The sequence below is a fragment of the Enterococcus sp. DIV1420a genome, assembly GCF_051712165.1.
In the GTDB taxonomy this organism is placed as follows: Bacteria; Bacillota; Bacilli; order Lactobacillales; family Enterococcaceae; genus Enterococcus; species Enterococcus faecalis.
In genome coordinates this window covers 433,002-451,843 of sequence record NZ_JBIOOI010000002.1, presented here as the reverse complement: position 1 = coordinate 451,843, position 18,842 = coordinate 433,002, and the positions used below count along the sequence as shown (strand labels likewise).

Below are 18,842 nucleotides of genomic sequence, written 5' to 3'. Positions count from 1 at the left end.
GCAGAGCTATGAAGAACCAATTATTCCTCAGCTGAGGAAGGATTGTCCTCAAGTGTGGCAAATTCTTCTCCCCATTGTAATTCGGCAAAATATTTTGGTACTAAAGTCACTTTTTCAACCGTGGCTCCTACTTGTTCAATTAAATTTAGGGCGTACGCATCATTACGGTAATCCTTTAAATAATAAATCTTTTTAATCCCTGCTTGTAAAATCATCTTTGTACATTGCAGGCAAGGGAAATGTGTCACATAAATTTCTGCCCCTTCTGTAGGGACGCCAAACTTCGCACATTGTAAAATTGCATTCATTTCTGCGTGGATTGTTCGAACGCAATGATTATCAACAACATAACATCCTTCATCAATACAATGCGTTCCGCCACTGACTGAACCATTGTAACCTCCTGCAATAATTCGTTTGTCGCGAACAATGGTTGCTCCGACAGTTAACCGTGTGCAAGTACTTCTTAATGATAATAAGACGCTTTGTCCCATAAAATATTGGTCCCATGGAATTCGTTCCATAATAAACCTCCTTTATTTTTAATGACTCCTGTGTTCGATTTGCCAAATCATTTAATCTTATTACAAATAGTATGTTATCCGCATCCCATAGTCAAGAATTCTCAGGAATTTTCTGTTAAAAGTTAGCCAGTCACTGTCAACATGTCTTTTAAACGTTCTACTGTTTTCTCTCCAATACCTGGAACATTTTTCAGTTCCTCGACGGTTTTAAACGGTCCTTGTTCGTCACGAAAACGAATAATCTCTTGTGCTTTTTTCGCACCGATTCCTGAAATCGTTTGTAGCTCTGCTTCTGTTGCCGTATTAAGGTTGATTTTTTCCTCCTGATTTTGCTGAGCAGTTGCTGATTCCTGCAGCGTTTCTAATGACTGTGGCACTGGTTCTCCTTTTTTGGGCACGTAAATAATCATTTGATCTTTTACTTTTTGAGCGTAATTGACCTGGGTAGTATCAGCTTCCTCGCTCACACCTCCAGCTAAAGCTAAAGCATCCCAAATCCGCTGCTGATTTTTTAGTTGATAGATTCCCGGCACTTTCACTGCGCCTTTAATATCAACATAGATCATTGTTTCTGCCCTTTCTTTTGTGGCATCTGTGGCGACCTCTGCCGTAGTGGTCAGACTTGTCTCCTCCCACATTGTGGTGTCTACTCGTGGCTCCTTATTAACCATCAAATAAATGCCCACTAATAGAGTTATCAAAATAACTATAGACGCGCCACTACCTAGCAATAGCTACTTTTTGGGTAACTGTTTCAACCAATCCATCGTTTGTCCTCCCTTCAAAATATAATTACGCATTTTTTAACAAAAAAATGCGCCTGGACCAAAAATCACTAGTAATTTTTGGCCCAGGCACACTTTTATTTTAATTTTTCTAGATAGTTCAAGGCATCTTGAACCGTTTTTACTGGGACAATTTTCATTTTTGTCCCAATTTTTTTCGCAGCTTCTTGTGCTTCTTGATAATTCGATTTGATTTTCGGCTCAACTTTTTTCATTTCTGAAGTTATTTCATCATCGGGTGCAAAGAAAATTTCTGCACCGTTCTCACTGGCTGTTACAACTTTTTTGTCAATACCACCGATTCTACCAACGATTCCTTGACTGTTCATCGTACCTGTTCCAGCAATTTCATGACCTTTACGTAAATCTTTATGACTTAATTGTTCATAGGTCTGCAAAGTAAACATTAACCCAGCCGATGACCCACCAATATCACCCGCTTCAATAGATACTGGGATAGAAGAATCAATTTCTGTATGATCGGTCAAACCAATACCAATCCCCGCTTTTTTATCTGTTGGCAATTCAATTAATTTGCCGGTCGCTTCTTTTGCTTTGCCATCTTGAATAAATTGAACAGTGACTTTTTGATTCACTTTTTGTGCTTTAATGTAATTCATTAATTCTTCACTGCTTTTAAAAGATTTACCATCCACGCCTGTCACGGTATCGCCAACTTCAATTTTTCCTTTAAAACTTGAGTTGTCTTCCATCGCTAACACATAGACGCCTTTAAATTTCATCTCATATGGAACCTTCGCTAATTTTAAGGCTTGCTCAATTGCGGCGTTTTTTGAGGAATCCATATAGTATTGTTGAATTCGATTATATTCGCTATTACTACTATCTCCCATTAATTCTTTTTTTGACATGACTTCTTGAAAATCCGAAAAGTTTGCTTTTATGGCAGAAAAAATAGTGGCCGAACAAATGCCCACCGTTGTTAAATAAAAAGCACCTGACTGCGTATCTTTTTTTCCATCAACAGTTACAAACTCTTTTAAATTTTCTGTCGTTCCTGGTCCTTCAATATAATAAGGAATTGGGACGATAAACAAACCAATTAGCAGCAATGCCAATACCATTGGAATGAGTGATTTAAACGAAAATTTTTCTGTTTTTTTATTCATTATTTTAGCTCCAGTCATTCTTCTTTTGTTTTAACGCATGATAAATATTGGGAGGAAGATAGTCAGACACATCGCCTCCAAAACGTAAAACTTCTTTTAGTAAACTGGAGCTTACATGTGCATATGGTTCTTCTGCTAATAGAAAAACCGTTTCAATTTCTGGCGCCAGATGTTGATTCATTTTAGCAATGTCTTTCTCGTACTCGTAGTCTTTGACGTTTCTAATGCCACGAATCAAAAAATTAGCCCCTAATGATTTTGCACTTTCCACAGTTAACTGGGTTTCTTGCATGATAACACGCACATTTGGCATTTCTTTAGTTGCTTCTTCAATTAAATATTTTTTCTCTTCTGGCGTAAATAATGTTTGCTTACTTGTATTTATAAAAACGCCAATGATGACTTCGTCAAATAACTTCGCACTGCGTTCAATCAAATTTAAATGACCATTTGTCATCGGATCAAAACTTCCGGGAAATAGAGCAATTTTACGCATCTTACGCCTCCTGACGATAAATCGTTACTTGAGTGATTCCGTAAACGGTTTCTCTTGTTTTTTCTAGTGTACCAATCGTTTCCGGTAATTTGACAGTTTTATCTGTTTCACAAACGATAACGGCTTCGTTTGTTAATAACTGCCGTTCTAACATCTTTTCTAATTGTGAAACAATTTCTTGTTTGGCATAGGGCGGATCCAATAAGACCAAATCAAATTGTAGCTTCTCTTCATAAAACTGTTCTAAGGCACGATTAGCATCCATTTTTCTAACTTCAAATTTTTCTGGTTCTTTTGTAATCGCAATATTTTCTTTAATTACTTTTAGTGCAGCAAAATTCTTTTCAATACAAATACTTTTGTCCATTCCACGAGAAACGGCTTCAATCGCTAACCCGCCACTTCCTGAATATAAATCCAGCGCCATTCCACCTTCGAAATATGGACCAATCATATTAAAAATAGATTCTTTTACTTTATCTGTTGTGGGCCTAGTATTGTCGCCATCTAACGCTTTCAGGCGCCGGCCACCATATTCTCCAGAAATAACACGCATTGTTTCGACTCCTTTATCAATCATTCTTTTATAATTCATTATAACAAAAAGAGTGAAAAATGTTTGAAATTTCTCATAACATTTCTCACTCTTTTGCATTAGACATTCTCTGCTAAGCGAATCTCTGTAGATAATTCCTCTACTACATAGCCGTCGTCTTCTTGTTCTTGATAAGCCGCTTTGGTACCAATTTTTTCAGCAAAATTCATTTCGACATCTGGTCGATACGATTTATCGACACTACGAACAAAATGTAACTGATTAATTTTTTCCATGTTACTTTCAATATTTTCTTCATTCATGTAAATCACCACATATTTCATTTTTCGTGAAACATAGTGAATCAGTCCATATCGGCGTAACTGTTTTAACGGTTTTAATGTGTATACCCAAACAATTAGGCAACGACGCTCTTGAAGCGTAAATTCTTTTTCTTCTTTAGCTTGCATGGCAGCTTCCTCCACAACCTGAATGTTTCTTTCCTCGTTCAAAGAAAGGATTTCCAGCATCTACTTTAATATCTTCAGAAATTAGTTGCGCAATCTTTAAACCAATTGTATCTAGCAACGTTTGAACGTTTGTCTCAGCAAAACGATAATTTGCAACGATTTCATTTAAATCAAGCGCCCGCTTCGCTTTACGTAGGGCTCGCTGTTTCTCCCGAAAATCGGGTGCATGAATTCCATAAGCCTCTACTCGTTCAAAGGCTGACTTAGCTTCTAAAAATGCTTTTTGTAACTGAGCAACTTCCGCCGAAGCATACATAGCTTTTTTTGTTTCTTTATAGTTTTGAACAGCATCACTTTCTAAAAGTGCTGAAATTAAGCATTCTGTTTGATCTTCAATTGCAAATAAATGTTCTGTTACAATCATAACTTTTCACTACTCTCCGTGATTTGCCTATTTTCTGGTCGTTTCTCTAATAAGACTAACACACCTTCATTGGAAAAGGCAACGCCCAATTCTGTCGTTTCTGACTCAGCAAAATAGCTATCATATTGCGGGTCCGAAAACCATGACAAAATAGTAAAGGTACTATCATAAACAGGTTCTTGGAAAATACCTGCTGGTTCTCTCAACGAAAGTTTGCTCGTTTTAACTAATAAAGAAAATTCGTCCTTAGTCAAATGAAAGGGATGAATGGCTGTATGTTCCTCTCTCGTTTGTAACAATTCTGCTTGTCGATTTGCCGACAAAATTGTTGGTGTATGGTTAGCCAGCGTTTGATACAATGTTTGGGCATCTTTTTGGCTTTGTGTAGAAACTGAAAAAGCAGCTTGATTTTCTTGCTGTTTAACCAGATTCATGACATAAATCGCTTGGTTACTTTGAACAGGATCGAAGGTCATTGACTGCGTTATATCAACTGGCAAAGGAGAACCTTCATTTAATTGATACGGCATTTCCGTGAGCAACGTTTCTTTATTGACATAATTAACTGCCATTAAACCGCCCGTCCGCTGATTAAAAAATAACACCGCAAAACTGCCATTATCAAAAGCAACCAGTGGTCGATAGTTCATATCTTCTTCCATCAGCTCGACATCGTAAGCTTCATGATGAAAATTAAATGCAAAATTCGAATAAATCGTCATTAAATCAGACAAGTCAGCAAGCTTCATATCTATTTTAAACGGTTCTATCATTTTGTCATTGTTAAAGGCCTTAATTGCGATGACTTTATTTTCTCGAACGTTGACTTCTAAGTAATCATTCATCGTCAAACCGAACGTCCATAATTCATACGTACGACCTGTTTTAATTTTTTCTTTAGGATTGCCAAACTGGCGGATAAAGGTTTCCACATCTTTCCCTATGTATGCTGCGTAGCCAGAAGCTGGCAATTCTTCATGAGGAACAGCGGTGTGAGCGCTGGATAAGCGCCCACTTTGAGCTGTTTCGGTTGGTTTTTCAGCAGGGAAAAAAACTGGCTCTAAATATCCAATGAGTAGAACTGTTAAAAAAACAGCAGTAAAGGCCCAAAATCGCTTCATTTTTTCCCCTCTCATCTTATTTTTCTTTCACTTCTAATAACAAATCACCTGAGCTGATTGCTTCGCCTTCTTCAACATAAATGTGATCAACCGTGCCCGCAAAACGTGCTTCGATAGTCGTTTCCATTTTCATGGCTTCTGTAATCAGCAACGGCTGACCTTTTTCTACTTTATCGCCACGTTTGACCAATACTTGTAGAACAGAACCAGACATCGTTGCGCCGATTTGTTCTTTATTAGTTGGTTCCGCCTTTTGTTTTACTTGAACAGCAGACTTAATGGAGGCATCTTTAACTAAAACCTCACGACGTTGCCCATTCAAATTGAAGAACAAGACACGGTTTCCGTCAATATCAGGTTCGCCAATTTCATCTAAACGAATAATTAACGTTTTTCCTCGTTCAATTTGAACTTCCAATGTCTCTCCTTGACGAATACCATTAAAGAATGTTGGCGTATCTAATAAGGTTATATCTCCAAAGGTTTCGTATTTTTGACGATACTCTAAAAATACTTGTGGATACATTAAATAACTTAAAACTTCTTCCAATTTAGGTTGATACCCAATTTTTTCGGCTAATTCTTCTTGTACTTTCGCAAAATCAACAGGTGCTGCTAAGTCACCTGGCCGCTCTGTGAAGGCTGGTCGACCTTTTAGAATAATTCGTTGGAGCTCTTTCGGGAACCCACCAACTGGTTGACCTAAATCACCTTGGAAAAAAGTCACAACTGATTCAGGAAAACTTAGTTCTTCACCACGCGCATAAACATCTTGTTCTGTCAGATTATTTTGAACCATGAAGAGTGCCATGTCTCCCACGACTTTTGAAGATGGCGTCACTTTTACAATATCGCCAAACATCAAATTCACTGTGTGATACATTTTTTTGATTTCATCCCAACGGTGCCCTAAGCCTACCGCTTTTGCTTGCTGCTGTAGATTAGAGTATTGACCACCAGGCATTTCATGCATATAGACTTCTGTTTGCGGGGCATTTAACCCATTTTCAAATGGTTGATAATACATGCGCACATCTTCCCAATAATGATTGATTTTCTGTGCATTATCAATGTTAATAGTTGGCGTCCGTTCACCATTGACTAAAGCATAATATAGACTGTTCATACTTGGCTGGCTAGTTGCGCCACTCATCGCACTCATTGCGACGTCAACAATATCAACGCCTGCTTTAGTAGCTGCTGAATAAGTGATGATCCCATTGCCACTAGTATCGTGGGTATGGAGATGAATTGGTAAATCCGTGGCTGCCTTTAATTCACTAATTAAACGATAAGCAGCTTGTGGTTTCAATAAGCCAGCCATATCTTTAATCGCAATGATTTGTGCCCCTAAATTTTCCAATTCTTTAGCCATATCAAGGTAATATTGAACATTATATTTTGCTCGGGCTGGATCATTGATGTCCCCAGTATAACAAATTGCTGCTTCCGCAATTTTTCCGGTATCCCGAACGACTTGAATACTTTTTTCCATTTGAGGAATCCAGTTTAAGCTATCAAAAATTCGGAAAACATCGACTCCTTGGCGAGCAGATTCTTTAATGAATTCTTCAATAACATTATCAGGGTAATTTTGATAGCCTACCGCATTAGAACCTCTGAACAGCATTTGTAAAAGTGTGTTTGGCATCAACTGACGAATTTTTCTTAAACGTTGCCATGGGTCTTCGGTTAAGAAGCGATAGGCAACATCGAACGTAGCGCCACCCCACATTTCACTAGAAAACAGCTCAGGCAGGGCTGCATCAGTTAGACCAGCAATTGCTTTAAAATCTTGTGTTCTCACACGAGTAGCTAATAAACTTTGGTGCGCATCACGGAACGTGGTATCTGTCATTAACACACTTTCTTGATTCTTAACCCAATCGATGACGGCGGTTGCTCCTTGAGCGTCTAGAATATTTTTAGCTGTGATCACTTTTTCTGGAACTTCAATATCTGTCGGCACGCGCGGGGCTTCAAAATATTTTTTCTCCGTTCGTTCAATGCCAGGGAACCCATTGACCGTTACTTCTCCAATGTATTTCATCGTTTTATTGCCACGATCGCGCATACGAGGAAATTCAAATAATTCAGGTGTATTATCAATAAAGGTTGTTTTGGCTTCGCCAGATTGAAACGCTGGATAGCTCACAACATTTTGTAAAAACGGAATATTTGTTTTCACGCCACGAATCCGAAATTCTTTTAAGCAGCGTTGCATTTTACTGATTGCCTGTTCAAAAGAGAAACCATGCGTACAGACTTTAACCAATAAAGAATCAAAGTAAGGCGTCACAGCGTAGCCAGAATAAGCATTTCCTACATCTAAACGCACACCAAACCCACCTGGTGAACGATACGTATCGATTTTCCCTGTATCTGGCATAAACTGGTTCAGGGGATCTTCAGTCGTAATCCGACATTGAATAGCCGCGCCTTTTAATGTCAATTCGTTTTGTTTTGGCAAATGCATATCTTTATGCAAATCAAGCCCTTGCGCAATTTGTAATTGAGAGATCACAATATCAATATCTGTAATCATTTCTGTGATAGTATGTTCTACCTGAACACGAGGATTCACTTCAATAAAATAAAACTGATCCCCTTCTACTAAAAACTCAACCGTTCCCGCATTCACGTAGCCGACATGCGCCATTAACTGCACAGCAGCCGAACAAATGGCTGCTCGTTGTTCTTCATTCATTGATACACATGGTGCGACTTCTACCACTTTTTGGTGGCGCCGTTGAACGGAACAATCACGTTCAAATAAATGCAAGACATTCCCATGATGATCGCCTAAAATTTGTACTTCGATATGTTTAGGATTAGAAATATACTTTTCAACATAAACCTCGTCAGAACCAAAGGCTGCTTTCGCTTCACTTTTTGCTCTTTCGTAACCTTCTCGTGCTTCCTTGGCATCGTGGGCAACCCGCATCCCGCGACCGCCGCCACCTAAAGCAGCTTTAATCATGATAGGAAAGCCATGCGTTTCACCAAAAGCTACGACCTCTTCCACCGTTGCTACTGGCCCATCTGAGCCTGGAATCGAAGCAATCCCCGCAGCTACAGCTGCTTCTTTCGCTTTAATTTTATCGCCAAAAATATCTAAATGATGTGTTTTAGGTCCGACAAAAATGATTCCTTCTTCTTCACAACGTTCGGCGAAGCGTAAGTTCTCAGATAAAAAGCCATAACCAGGATGAATGGCATCTGCTCCCGATTTTTTGGCAATTTGGATAATATTTTCAATGTCTAAATAGGCTTCAATTGGTTTTTTCCCCTTACCAACTAAATACGCTTCATCTGCTTTGAAACGATGAACAGAATACTCATCTTCTGCAGCATAAATCGCTACTGTACGGATATCTAATTCTGTACAAGCTCTAAAAATTCGAATCGCAATTTCGCCACGATTGGCAACTAATACCTTTTTCATAACGTCACTCCTACCATCAATTTCCTTCAAATTTATTGGTTCTGTTCTAAAGATAAATAGTACTCATTTTCTAATTTCTGACGTGTTTCATCTGCACTGATATTCAGGACAAAAGCCACAGCAATCGAAATAATCAGCAAACTATTCCCACCTTGACTCAAGAACGGGAAAGTAATTCCTGTTAATGGAATAATCCCAGTAATCCCACCAACATTAATAAAGACTTGAATCAATAACATTGTACCAATTCCAATACACATTAGTGAATTAAAAGGTTTCTTCGAGCGTACACCGACTAAAATAATTCGCGCAATCATAAACATCAACAATCCTAAAATCGCTAGACCGCCGATAATGCCTAACTCTTCTAAAGTAATCGCAAAGATAAAGTCCGTATGTGCTTCTGGTAAAAAGCCTTTTTTCTGAACACTATTCCCTAGACCTTTGCCAAACCAGCCGCCATTACTGATTGCATAATAAGAATTAGCTAACTGATGGCCTAAGTTCCGTTCATCTAAAAATGGATTTTTAAAAACAGCAAAACGATTATAAATATATTGGTAACGCGCTGGGAAAATTTTTCCTTTAGACATAATTAATAACTGAATAGCCGTGATACTACCTAAAATGCCCAAGCCACCGACCAAGTAGGTATACATATAATTAATCCCACTTGCTAAAACCATCACGATGGTAATTAATGTTAGAATGGCCGCATTCCCGAAGTCAGGCTGGATTGCAACTAGAGAAATTAATACAAAAACGAGCATCAACGGGCGCCCGGCAGCTTGTTTAAATTGATCCATGCCTCTATTAATTGTCTTTTGTCGCCGTGCTAAAATATAAGACAGATACCAGACAACCATAATTTTTAAATACTCAGCTGGTTGCATCGAAAATCCACCAATCTCAATCCAACCACGTGCGCCGTTAATTTCTTTCCCGATACCAGGAATCCGAACGGCTAAAACCATAACCGTAATTACTGCAATGGCAAACATGATAAAACTTCGATTCTGGAAAACGGATGTTTTCATCTTATAAATAAAAAACATTGCAACTAACCCTACTACCCAAAAGGCAACCTGGTTAATAACGAATGAGGTAGGTGAAAAACCTTTCATTACTTGTAATGCGGATGTGGAACTATATACCATAATCAATCCCACGATACTTAAAATTAAATATGGAATAAAAATACTATAGTCTAGCAAATGCCGTTTCTTTACTTTGTTTGGCAAAGCTTAACCCTCCTTGCCAATCTCGTTTTTTTCTTGTGTTTCTTCATAAACATCTGTATATAATTGATTCAATTCGCGTTCTAAATCACTTAGTAAGCGATGTCCTTCATCATTAGTTAAAATCCCCAAACGGGTCGCATAGGTCACTTGTCTTGAAAAACCATACATTTGTGTATCCACCACTTCTTCAAATGCTTTACATTGAGAAATGCACAAACTGTTTTTTTGATTACGAATAAGCATTTTAATGCGTTCTGCATCGTCTTCTAATAATTGAATGGCAAATTTCTTTGAAATTCCTTCGTCCATTTGTACAGAACCTCCCTATCTTAATTAAATAATTATAACATAATTCTCAGTTAGATACATGATGATTTCAGAAAATTTCCTTTAAGAAATTTTCTAAAACCAAGCGATATATTAAGTAAGAAATCTCTTTATATAACAAGCTTATTTTATCAATACAACAACAAATACATTAAAAGACTTTTTCCTTATTTTCTGCTTTTAATTTTAAATAAAATAACAAACTATATCATTTTTTTGTCTCTTGATATTCTTTAATTACTTCTAAAAAGGCGGTGCCATATTTATCTAATTTATTTTGGCCGACCCCTTTTATTTGCAATAATTGAATCGTTGTTTGCGGTAATTTTTCACACATTTCTTTAAGTGTACTATCGGAAAAGACTACATATGGCGGCACGCCTGCCTCTTGAGCCATGTCCATACGTAATTCGCGTAATCGTTCAAACAAGGCATCATCCACTGCTACTTTTCGAACTTTTTGGTCTTCTTTTCGGAAGACTTTCCGTTCCCCTAAAAGCACCTGAACACCTTCTGTCGAGACTGATAACAACGGAAATTGCCCATCAGAAGGAATTAAATAACGTTCTGCTGTCAAATAATCAATCAGTTGTGTGACTTCTTTTTGCGTGCGACCTTTCATTAGTCCGTATGTTGGCAAACGATCAAAATGCCATTGATCAATTTTTTGATCTTTTGAGCCAGTCAAGACTTTACCAACTAAGCCCTTACCGAAACGTTCTCCCATACGTTTTACACAAGACAAAACTTTTTGGGCATCGACCGTAATATCGACTAATTCTCGATTATCCAGACAATTCGAGCAGCGACCGCAGTCCGTCCCTTCTTCACCAAAATAGCGTAAAATATATTTTTGTAAACACATTTGTGCATTCGCATATTGTGACATTTCCCGTAATTTCAAGTACTCTTTCTGCTTATAATCAATGGTCATTTCAGATTGTTCAATAAAGTATTGTTGAATTTGCAAGTCTTGTGGAGCAAACATTAATACAGCATCACTAGGCAGACCGTCACGACCAGCTCGGCCGGCTTCTTGGTAATAAGATTCAATATTCCCTGGTACTTGTGCGTGAATGACAAAACGAACATTACTCTTATTAATCCCCATACCAAAGGCATTTGTTGCTACCATCACTTGCACTTGATCATACAAGAATGCTTCTTGATTCTCACTACGTAACTGTTCACTCATGCCCCCATGATACATCCCAGCTGCAATTTTTTTACTTTCTAATAAATGATAAATTCGTTCAACTTCCTTCCGCGTGCTTGCATAGATAATACCTGATTGCCCAGTATTCATCTTTAAATATTCCAAAAGAAAAACGTCTCTATTTTGATCCTTCACGACTTGAAAAGATAAATTTTCTCGAGCGAATCCTGTTTTGATTTCATTTTCTGATGGAATTCTTAATTGCTTGACAATATCCTCCGCTACTTGTGGCGTTGCTGTTGCTGTTAGTGCAATCACAGTTGGTTGCTGTTGAAATTGATCGATAATCTCTGCTAAACGCAAATAGCTTGGACGAAAATCATGCCCCCATTGTGAAATACAGTGTGCCTCATCTACTGCCAATAAATCAATCGGTACATGTGTCAGCATCTGTTGAAAATCATAAGATTCTAATCGCTCTGGCGCAACATACAATAGCTTGACTTCTTTGTTAACCGCTAATTGAATACGTTGATTCATTTCTTGATAGGAAATGGTACTATTGATATATGTAGCTGGAATCCCCATTAAATTCAGGGCATCTACTTGATCTTTCATTAAAGAAATTAATGGTGAAATCACCAATGTTAAATTATCCAGAAGTAAGGCTGGCAACTGATAACAAATCGATTTGCCTCCACCTGTTGGCATAATGCCTAAGACATTTTCTTGTCGCAATACATGACGAATAATCGTTTCTTGTCCTGGCCGAAAATCATCATAGCCAAATGTATCTTTTAATAATTCTTGTAATGCACTCATTTATTGCGCTCCAATCTTTGTTCTACAAGTCATTTTAACACGCTAATCTAACAGGAACAAGGTGTGTTAAAACAAGACACAATCGTGAAACACCAGTTAACGTGAAACATCAAAAAGAATGAAAAATTGTGAAAGCTTGCTATCAAAAGCTTTCAAAAATAGCGGCATTTGCTTGTTGTGGATAACGAGTAGTTATCCACACATAAAAAAATAACCTTATCTTAAAATACGCATTAATTCGTTTTTGCCATCAAAAAAACCAACTATTTTCGTAGTAAAACGAGCATAGTTGGTTTAAATGTTTATTTGTCGAAAAATTATTCAGCTTTTTTCTTTTTCTTGCTTGCTTTTTCGCGTTCGTTTTTGTTAAGAATTTGTTTTCTTAAACGGATGCTTTCTGGTGTTACTTCACAGTATTCATCTTCATTCAAGAATTCTAATGATTCTTCTAACGTTAATTTTTTCGGTTTTTTAATGACTGATGTTTGGTCTTTCGTTGCCGAACGAACGTTCGTCATTTGTTTAGCTTTTGTGATGTTCACAGTTAAATCGTTGTCGCGGTTGTTTTCCCCAACAATCATTCCTTCGTAAACTTCTGTCGTTGGTTCAACGAAAACTGTACCACGTTCTTCAATACTCATGATTGAGTAAGTCGTTGCCTTACCAGTATCGATTGAAACTAGTGCACCTTGATGACGGCCACCAATTGTTCCTTGAATCATTGGTAAGTATTGATCGAAGGTGTGGTTCATAATACCATAACCACGAGTCATTGATAAGAATTCTGTTGAATAACCAATTAAGCCACGAGCTGGCGCTAAGAAGATTAAACGCATTTGTCCGTTACCGGCATTAATCATATCTTGCATTTCGCCTTTACGTAAACTTAGGGATTCAATCACGCTACCCATGTATTCTTCAGGTGTGTCAATTTGAACACGTTCAAATGGTTCACATTTAACCCCATCAATTTCACGTTCAATAACTTCTGGACGAGAAACTTGTAATTCATAACCTTCACGACGCATGTTTTCAATTAAAATTGATAAATGCAATTCGCCGCGGCCTGATACAGTCCAAGAATCTGGGCCAATTGGATCAACACGTAAAGATACGTCTGTTTGTAATTCAGCCATTAAACGTTCTTCGATTTTACGAGCGGTGATGTATTTTCCTTCACGTCCCGCAAATGGAGAATTGTTAACTAAGAAAGTCATTTGTAAGGTTGGCTCATCAATGTGCAGAATTGGTAATGCTTCTTGATTGTGAACATCTACAACTGTTTCCCCAACGAAAATGTCTTCCATTCCGGAAACGGCAATTAAATCGCCCGCTTTTGCTTCATCAATTTCCACACGTTGTAAGCCAAAGAAACCTAAAATTTTCGTTACACGGAAATTTTTCACGCTGCCATCTAATTTCATCAACGCAACTTGGTCGCCGACTTTCATTGTGCCACGGAACACACGGCCAATCCCAATACGTCCAACGTAATCGTTGTAGTCTAGTAATGAGACTTGGAATTGAAGTGGTTCGTCTGAATTGTCAACTGGAGCTGGCACATGTTCAATAATTTTATCAAAAATTGGGGCCATTGTTGGCTCTTGATCTGCTGGATCATCTGATTCACTTGAAGTTCCGTTTAAAGCAGAAGCATAAACAACTGGGAAATCTAATTGATCGTCGTCTGCGCCTAATTCGATGAATAACTCTAAAACTTCATCTACTACGTGTTCAGGACGAGCAGAAGGTTTGTCAATTTTGTTAACAACCACGATTGGTGTTACTTTTTGTTCTAATGCTTTTTTCAATACGAAACGTGTTTGAGGCATTGTTCCTTCATACGCATCGACAACTAAAACAACACCATCTACCATTTTCATGATACGTTCTACTTCACCACCGAAGTCCGCGTGTCCTGGTGTATCTAGAATGTTGATACGTGTACCGTTATAATCTACGGCTGTATTTTTTGCTAAGATAGTAATTCCACGTTCACTTTCAAGTGCATTGGAATCCATTGCACGTTCTTGTAATTGTGTGTGTCCATCTAAAGTGTCAGATTGTTTTAAAAGTTCATCTACTAAGGTTGTTTTACCATGGTCAACGTGGGCGATAATTGCCACGTTACGAATATCATCTCTGTATTTCAATTTAATTGCTCCTTATCTATATACGCTTATGTTACTTAAGTCCATAAAAGCCGACTGCTTATTATAGCAAACTTTTTTCATTAAAAAAAGGCTTTCGCCTGCAAAAATAATGAAAGTTTTAGAAATTATTCGGCTTTTTCTGAAAACAAGGACATTTTTTTACAAATTTTTCTCTTTTAAAAAAGGAAGAGCCTTACCTTTCAGCAACGCTCTTCTTTGATTATTCCGATTCATTTAAATATCGGGTAAATACTTCATCATAGGTTTCAGGAGTTGCTGCAATAAAGTATTCACGACCCGCAAAAGTTAATGGTTTTCCTGTAATACCAGAGTATTTAAACCCAAATTCTTCCAAAAGTACTAAGCCTGCTGCATAATCCCAAGGACTTAGATTAGATAAATAGCCATGATGGTTGCCTTTTAACATAGCAATAATTTCCAAACCTGCACAACCGCTAATACGCACGCCCATGCTTGCTTGTCCGATTTCCGTTGCGTGATGAATATTTTTTCCATGCATGTAAGCATTCATGCCCCATAATCCATCTGCCAAGGCTTTCATAGTAGGCGCTTTTAATAATTGATTATTCCGATAAACGCCAAGCCCTTTGCCGCCCCAATAAAGTTCTTCTCGCATCACATCATAGATAAAACCTAATTTACCAATGCCGTCTTCATAAACAGCTAACATAATACAAAAATTTTCTCTTTCCATCACGAAATTCATTGTGCCATCAATCGGATCGATGATCCACACGCGACCAGCAAAACTTTTTAAAGTATTGTAGCCTTTTTCTTCCCCTAAAATTTGATCTTCGGGAAAATTTGTTTGAATTTTATTCATTAAAAATTCTTGGGTTTGTTCATCCATATTTGTCACTAAATCGGTGCGGCCATTTTTCTGTTGAACGGTTAACTCTGATTCCAAGTTCATTCGAATCACATCGGCTGCTTCAAAAAGCCAACTTTGAATTGTTTGAACAAATTTTTGCGTTTCAGTCATCTAATCATCCCCCAGCTTTAATTTACCGCTTCCCTGTTTTTTAGCTTGTTGAAGCGTACGATATAACGAATATCCTGAAGCATTTTCAAATTCACGACCTAAGCGTTTTTCTTCGCCGATACTTTTAACGACCGTTTTAAATTGTTGATAAGTTGTTAAAAATTTGTCAACAGGTAAGCCTGTTTCATTGGCTTGCTCAACTGCTGTCCACATATTAGTGACAATCACCATTTCCTCTGTCGTCCAATCTAAATCTAATGGATATTGATAGTCTTTCATGTCTTCACCTCATCTTCTCTAGTTTAGCATATTTTCATAAAAAAACATCTTATTTACGTCGATTTTTTAATGCGTTAAAGAGAGGATATTCTGCTGTTCCTTTACGATACAAACTTTGTTGCGAAGCATAAATACCGCTATTTCCTGAACACATAAAACTGATTAAGCAGACCATGAAAAAATAGACCGCCGCTTCACTACCAAATAGTTCAATGCCCATAATGAAACAAGCAATCGGCGTATTCGTGGCGCCAGAAAAAACACCAATAAATCCTAAACCTGCTAAAAAAGGAATTGACAGATGTAACAAAGGGGCCAAAGAACTACCTAACGTAGCCCCAATTTCAAACAATGGCGTCACTTCTCCTCCTTGGAATCCGGCACCCAAGGATAACACCGTAAAGAATAATTTCCCAACAAAATCAAAAGGCTGCGCATTGCCTGCAAATGCATCTTCTAATAAAGGTAAACTCAAGCCTAAATAACGTTGGTTGTTTAAGATGAGCACAAACAGAACAACAATGGACGCCCCAAGAAACGCACGAAGGTAGACATTAGCAAACCAATTTGCGTAGGTCTTTTTTAAAAAGACAATGGAACGACTAAAAACCCAACCTGCCAAGCCAAAACAAATCGATGCCAAAAATAGTTTTACGAATAGATCAACCGACCAAGTCGGAATTTTGCCCATCAGATAATGCGTATGTGTTACACCAAAACTTTCAGTCACAAAATTAGCAAATAAGCCTGCAAAAAAACTTGGGAAAAGTGCCTCTGCACGAACTTTTCCAATCGCCAAAACTTCTAATCCGAAAACGGTTCCCGCTAATGGTGTGCCAAAAACAGAACTAAAACCTGCACTAATTCCGCTGATAATAATTACTTGTCGTTCCAAAGCGGACAGTTTAAAGACTTTTCCTACAGCATTCGCGATTGCGCCCCCCATTTGCACCGCCGTCCCTTCACGACCAACAGAACCACCAAATAAGTGCGTAGTAATCGTGCCAAACAATGTTAAAGGAATTAAGCGCAAGGGAATATCTTCTTCCCCGCCATTGCCTTGTTCAATCACTAAGTTATTTCCTCGGCTAGCATTTTTCCCAAAACGCGTATAGAAATACGTAAAAACGACACCGCTAATGGGGAGGATAAAGAGTAACCAAGGATTTGCTAAACGAACATCTGTTACATAGGTAAGACTCTTTAAGAAAAAGGCGGATAACGCCCCCATAAATAAACCAATAATTGCGGTAATGAGCAACCATTTTGCCATATAACCGCCGATTGATAGTAGTTGCTTTGTTTCTTTTTTCACTTTACATGCTCCTTTACAATTTTCTTATCGCCAATCCTAGCGTACAGAAAAAGCCTACCAAAGGGTACACTTCTCCCGTTTGGTAGGCGTCATTAATTTATTCGTCCAATAAATAGTTCGTGGTGAACACCATCACCATGTTGCTATTAAACTATTAAAAATAATACCACGCAACTCTGGAAAGTGCAATAAAAAATCAATTGCGTTCCGTTTTTATCCACGTGCTATTACCTTTGATAAACCGATAATAAGCCATCACCACACTAACGAATAAAATTAAGTACATGTAGGAAATAGTAAAAGGCAAAAATAATCAGCCCCAGTTTTGCAGGTACTTTTAGTTGAAAATTTTTCAACTCGCGATAATAGTTGATTGTAAAAAAAATGCCGAAAACTAACGAAATACTGACGGCCAAAACAAAACTAATGACAAGCGATAACGAAAAGCCTAACCTATACAGGTGTTGCAGTTGAAGCCCAGTTAAGACAAAAACGAGCATCCCCGCTACGAGATTAATAAAGGGTTGCGCTAAAAAATAATAGATTCCACACTTCTGCCTTAGCGTTAATGACTTTGATTTAATCACCCTGGGTAAATACGCTAGGCAATCTAAATTTCCTTGAACCCAACGACTTCGTTGACGAATAAAACGTTTCACATCTCTCAGTGCTTCTTGAGCCATAAAGGCCTCGTCAATATAAGCAATCGATAACTCTTTCAGCATTAATTTAATGGTTAACTCATAGTCATCCAACAAAGCATTTCCCCAAGGCTGATAGCCTAAGTGTTCGGTAATCATTGATAACCGAAAAAACTGACCATTGCCACCAAGTCCGATGGTTTTTGTTGCTCGACGCGCCTTTTGAATAAAATTATTAATCGTAAAAAACTCAACATCTTGTGCAATAAACATAAAATTTGTGACATCTTTCATTTTGATTCTTGTTTGCGCAGCACAGACTGTTTTATCTGTGAAAACAGCAGTTAGCTCATTGACAATATTTTCACTAAAAAAACCATCTGCATCTACCACACCCACTAAAACTTGATCCCAAGAATAGTGTCCTTTTTCTGCATCTGTTAATACAATTTGGAAAGCGTGGTTCAAAGCGGCGCCTTTGCCTTGTTGCGCATTGGGAAATTGACGAGACAGAACTTGGATTGGACCAGCAATACTGTCCATCATTGCTTTGGTTTGGTCCGTTGATCCATCATCAATCGCAATTATTTTTTTCTTAATTGGTAAAGCAACCAGTTTTTTTAATGTTTCTCCGATGACTTTCTCCTCGTTTACACACGGTACAAGAAAGTAGCAGAAAAATTCTTCTGCTACTTCGACTTCTCTTCTTGTTTTTTTTCTTGTTCGAAAACTGAGAAATAAACTTGTAAATAAATAGGTTAAGAAGATGAACATAATTACTTTGTATAACTGATACAAATAAATCATGTAATTTGACCTCTTTTAAAAAAATAACGGTATAGAATGTAGGCAGTGACAATCGAAACTAGAATAACGCCAATTAAATCAACCACAAAAAAGGCGCCTGTTGAAATTACCCCAAGTTTCGGTAAAGCTGATTGGCTCATTAAATACCCCTTTCTCTCTATTTGTTTT

At 37.8% G+C, this 18,842-nt stretch carries 18 protein-coding genes and 1 riboswitch; all 18 genes read right to left on the bottom strand.

Annotated elements, in window-relative coordinates:
- Positions 1-20: 20 nt before the first annotated feature.
- Positions 21-524 (bottom strand): ComE operon protein 2, encoded by a 504-nt coding sequence (locus IGI80_RS13525; protein WP_002356697.1) that lies wholly within the window; start codon positions 522-524, stop codon positions 21-23.
- Between the two features lie 122 nt (positions 525-646).
- Positions 647-1,255 (bottom strand): helix-hairpin-helix domain-containing protein, encoded by a 609-nt coding sequence (locus IGI80_RS13520; protein WP_438723853.1) that lies wholly within the window; start codon positions 1,253-1,255, stop codon positions 647-649.
- A gap of 131 nt (positions 1,256-1,386) precedes the next feature.
- The gene (locus IGI80_RS13515) at positions 1,387-2,457 is read right to left on the bottom strand and encodes a SepM family pheromone-processing serine protease (RefSeq protein WP_438723851.1); all 1,071 of its coding nucleotides are present in this window, start codon (positions 2,455-2,457) and stop codon (positions 1,387-1,389) included.
- Positions 2,444-2,935 carry a pantetheine-phosphate adenylyltransferase gene (coaD, locus tag IGI80_RS13510; RefSeq protein ID WP_002356693.1) on the bottom strand — a complete coding sequence of 164 codons (492 nt, stop codon included), beginning with the start codon at positions 2,933-2,935 and terminating at the stop codon, positions 2,444-2,446. Before coaD ends, IGI80_RS13515 begins: the two co-directional genes overlap by 14 nt.
- Before the next feature lies 1 nt (position 2,936).
- Positions 2,937-3,530, bottom strand: coding sequence for a 16S rRNA (guanine(966)-N(2))-methyltransferase RsmD (gene rsmD, locus IGI80_RS13505; RefSeq protein ID WP_077932795.1), 594 nt, complete (start codon positions 3,528-3,530; stop codon positions 2,937-2,939).
- A 59-nt stretch (positions 3,531-3,589) separates the two neighbouring features.
- On the bottom strand, positions 3,590-3,940 hold the full coding sequence (locus IGI80_RS13500; RefSeq protein ID WP_002359714.1) for a YlbG family protein: 351 nt from the start codon (positions 3,938-3,940) through the stop codon (positions 3,590-3,592).
- Positions 3,930-4,364, bottom strand: a complete 435-nt coding sequence (locus IGI80_RS13495) for a YlbF family regulator (protein WP_002356689.1) — start codon at positions 4,362-4,364, stop codon at positions 3,930-3,932. The genes IGI80_RS13500 and IGI80_RS13495 overlap by 11 nt, the downstream gene beginning before the upstream one ends.
- Positions 4,361-5,485, bottom strand: a complete 1,125-nt coding sequence (locus IGI80_RS13490; protein ID WP_002362207.1) for a CAP-associated domain-containing protein — start codon at positions 5,483-5,485, stop codon at positions 4,361-4,363. The genes IGI80_RS13495 and IGI80_RS13490 overlap by 4 nt, the downstream gene beginning before the upstream one ends.
- Positions 5,486-5,501: 16 nt before the next feature.
- Positions 5,502-8,930: a pyruvate carboxylase gene (locus IGI80_RS13485; RefSeq protein WP_002370447.1), complete on the bottom strand. Its 3,429-nt coding sequence runs from the start codon at positions 8,928-8,930 to the stop codon at positions 5,502-5,504.
- Between the two features lie 32 nt (positions 8,931-8,962).
- Entirely contained in the window at positions 8,963-10,171 is a 1,209-nt protein-coding gene (locus IGI80_RS13480) for an FtsW/RodA/SpoVE family cell cycle protein (RefSeq protein ID WP_438723850.1), read from the bottom strand.
- Between the two features lie 3 nt (positions 10,172-10,174).
- On the bottom strand, positions 10,175-10,480 hold the full coding sequence (locus IGI80_RS13475) for a YlaN family protein (RefSeq protein ID WP_002356684.1): 306 nt from the start codon (positions 10,478-10,480) through the stop codon (positions 10,175-10,177).
- Between the two features lie 226 nt (positions 10,481-10,706).
- Positions 10,707-12,476: a DNA helicase RecQ gene (gene recQ / locus IGI80_RS13470; protein WP_002381558.1), complete on the bottom strand. Its 1,770-nt coding sequence runs from the start codon at positions 12,474-12,476 to the stop codon at positions 10,707-10,709.
- A 317-nt stretch (positions 12,477-12,793) separates the two neighbouring features.
- Positions 12,794-14,629: a translational GTPase TypA gene (gene typA, locus IGI80_RS13465; protein WP_002356682.1), complete on the bottom strand. Its 1,836-nt coding sequence runs from the start codon at positions 14,627-14,629 to the stop codon at positions 12,794-12,796.
- Positions 14,630-14,849: 220 nt separating this feature from the next.
- Positions 14,850-15,632, bottom strand: coding sequence for an inositol monophosphatase family protein (locus IGI80_RS13460; protein ID WP_002379684.1), 783 nt, complete (start codon positions 15,630-15,632; stop codon positions 14,850-14,852).
- Complete coding sequence (locus IGI80_RS13455) at positions 15,633-15,911, bottom strand: UPF0223 family protein (protein ID WP_002356679.1); 279 nt, start codon at positions 15,909-15,911, stop codon at positions 15,633-15,635. It abuts the gene before it with no gap.
- A 49-nt stretch (positions 15,912-15,960) separates the two neighbouring features.
- A complete protein-coding gene (locus tag IGI80_RS13450) occupies positions 15,961-17,226 on the bottom strand; it encodes a voltage-gated chloride channel family protein (protein ID WP_438723848.1) in 1,266 nt (421 codons plus the stop codon).
- Between the two features lie 76 nt (positions 17,227-17,302).
- Positions 17,303-17,372: riboswitch (Fluoride riboswitch) on the bottom strand.
- A gap of 117 nt (positions 17,373-17,489) precedes the next feature.
- Positions 17,490-18,674 carry a glycosyltransferase family 2 protein gene (locus tag IGI80_RS13445; protein WP_438723847.1) on the bottom strand — a complete coding sequence of 395 codons (1,185 nt, stop codon included), beginning with the start codon at positions 18,672-18,674 and terminating at the stop codon, positions 17,490-17,492.
- On the bottom strand, positions 18,671-18,814 hold the full coding sequence (locus IGI80_RS13440) for a hypothetical protein (protein WP_002356674.1): 144 nt from the start codon (positions 18,812-18,814) through the stop codon (positions 18,671-18,673). The genes IGI80_RS13445 and IGI80_RS13440 overlap by 4 nt, the downstream gene beginning before the upstream one ends.
- Between the last annotated feature and the right edge of the window lie 28 nt (positions 18,815-18,842).

What these genes read in the sequence shown, in the direction of transcription:
- IGI80_RS13525 (WP_002356697.1), bottom strand. Translation starts at nt 524, where the DNA reads ATGGAACGAATTCCATGGGACCAATATTTTATGGGACAAAGCGTCTTA.
- IGI80_RS13515 (WP_438723851.1), bottom strand. Translation starts at nt 2,457, where the DNA reads ATGACTGGAGCTAAAATAATGAATAAAAAAACAGAAAAATTTTCGTTT.
- coaD (WP_002356693.1), bottom strand. Translation starts at nt 2,935, where the DNA reads ATGCGTAAAATTGCTCTATTTCCCGGAAGTTTTGATCCGATGACAAAT.
- rsmD (WP_077932795.1), bottom strand. Translation starts at nt 3,530, where the DNA reads ATGAATTATAAAAGAATGATTGATAAAGGAGTCGAAACAATGCGTGTT.
- IGI80_RS13500 (WP_002359714.1), bottom strand. Translation starts at nt 3,940, where the DNA reads ATGCAAGCTAAAGAAGAAAAAGAATTTACGCTTCAAGAGCGTCGTTGC.
- IGI80_RS13495 (WP_002356689.1), bottom strand. Translation starts at nt 4,364, where the DNA reads ATGATTGTAACAGAACATTTATTTGCAATTGAAGATCAAACAGAATGC.
- IGI80_RS13490 (WP_002362207.1), bottom strand. Translation starts at nt 5,485, where the DNA reads ATGAAGCGATTTTGGGCCTTTACTGCTGTTTTTTTAACAGTTCTACTC.
- IGI80_RS13485 (WP_002370447.1), bottom strand. Translation starts at nt 8,930, where the DNA reads ATGAAAAAGGTATTAGTTGCCAATCGTGGCGAAATTGCGATTCGAATT.
- IGI80_RS13475 (WP_002356684.1), bottom strand. Translation starts at nt 10,480, where the DNA reads ATGGACGAAGGAATTTCAAAGAAATTTGCCATTCAATTATTAGAAGAC.
- recQ (WP_002381558.1), bottom strand. Translation starts at nt 12,476, where the DNA reads ATGAGTGCATTACAAGAATTATTAAAAGATACATTTGGCTATGATGAT.
- IGI80_RS13460 (WP_002379684.1), bottom strand. Translation starts at nt 15,632, where the DNA reads ATGACTGAAACGCAAAAATTTGTTCAAACAATTCAAAGTTGGCTTTTT.
- IGI80_RS13455 (WP_002356679.1), bottom strand. Translation starts at nt 15,911, where the DNA reads ATGAAAGACTATCAATATCCATTAGATTTAGATTGGACGACAGAGGAA.
- IGI80_RS13445 (WP_438723847.1), bottom strand. Translation starts at nt 18,674, where the DNA reads ATGATTTATTTGTATCAGTTATACAAAGTAATTATGTTCATCTTCTTA.
- IGI80_RS13440 (WP_002356674.1), bottom strand. Translation starts at nt 18,814, where the DNA reads ATGAGCCAATCAGCTTTACCGAAACTTGGGGTAATTTCAACAGGCGCC.